1 protein-coding gene is annotated in these 1,549 nt (G+C 48.7%); it reads left to right on the forward strand.

The genetic code is table 11. The features are described from left to right. On the forward strand, positions 1-1,363 hold a 1,363-nt coding region (locus CVU71_18560), incomplete at its 5' end, for a hypothetical protein (protein PKN16754.1). Positions 1,364-1,549 lie beyond the last annotated feature (186 nt).

Below are 1,549 nucleotides of genomic sequence, written 5' to 3' on the forward strand. Positions count from 1 at the left end.
GGTTGCCGGTCTGAGCCACGATATCAATAATGCGCTGGGAGGAATAACCGGCGGGCAGGATCTGACTAAAATGTACCTGGGCAAGAACGAAAGAACCATCGATATGATCGATGCAGAGCGCATGAAATTGATCGATATGATCCAGCCCGGCAAAACGGGAAATCCCTCTGTGTTGCCCAAAACAGGAAACAACGGTTTTTCCCGCCATCTGGAGGAATTCCTCCACGAAAAACTTCCGGATCATCTTTCAGCTCTGAAAACAAACATGCAGGCCTCGCGTAAATATCTTACCTATGTGGATAACGGAGGGCTGGTAATCCGCGATGTCACATCGGGAATCCGGGACTACGTGAAACGCGACCATTCACTGAACAGTTTTGAAATCCGTCCGGCCATCCGCGGCGCTGTGTCCCTCTCCAAGGGCCAGTACAAACCCATGGCACAGGATCAGGGCAAAACCGTTTCCGTAGAAATCTGCGACGCTTCACCATCAGCCACGGTTTTCGGCAATGCCGGAGAATTCATGGGAATTGTCGTTAATCTGATCAACAACGCCGTTGCCGAGTTCCCCCGGGGCTGCAGCAACCTTATCTGCATATCCTGGGAAAAAGAGAAAAACGCGAACGCTGAAGATGTCATCCGCGTGCGCGTTTCAAACGACGGTCCGCCTGTGCCGGATCACATCCTGACGCATCTGTTTAATGAAAAAGTTCGATCAACCCATGGAGGAAGCGGGATCGGCCTGCTGGCGGTCAAGAGCACGCTGGACCGTTTCGGAGCGCACATCCGCTACACCACCAATTTCATTCCGCCGCAAAAGAACGGCCAGCCGGCCTCGGCAATTAACAGGGAAAAACCCTGGACAACTTTTGAAATGGAACTTCTTATGTCTGATGCGCAGGAGGAAACCTTCAGGCTCCCGAAAGATCCGTTGATTCCGCGAAAAATCCTCGTCATAGACGATGAGAAGTACATGCTTGACATCATGGATAAATACGCAGAAAACCTCGGGCACAGCGCAGTTTTATTTAATGATCCGAAGGATGCCCTTCAGTGGTATACGAATCACAGCGATGAAGTGGACGTCATCATTTCCGACCAGTGCATGCCGGACATGAACGGCTGCCAACTGATTTCCAATATGAAACGGTGCAATCCAGGCAAGACATTCATCATTATGACAGGACATGGACAATTGACGCTTACTCGAGAAGATACAAAAGACATTCATCTGCTTGTACGAAAACCGTTTGATCAAAAACAGCTGTGCCTTGCCATCGAAGATGCCGTGGAAGAACGTAACAAAACCATAAACCACGGAGCCGATTCAACCGCCAACGATCCTGCCCGGGACTTTGCTTGAGCATTCATCCCCCGACAATACATTCATTTGTCGCTAGACGGAGTTTTCTTGACAGCAAGCGTAAAGACGAGCACAAATCGAGATTTTCTTCCTGTAGTCCTCAAATCTTCAATTTTCGTAAACATACAATCTTTCAATCCGTAATGAACAAAATTTTCTGAACTAAAACTTAACATGTGGTACAAT

This window comes from Deltaproteobacteria bacterium HGW-Deltaproteobacteria-6, assembly GCA_002840435.1.
In the GTDB taxonomy this organism is placed as follows: Bacteria; Desulfobacterota; Syntrophia; order Syntrophales; family Smithellaceae; genus UBA8904.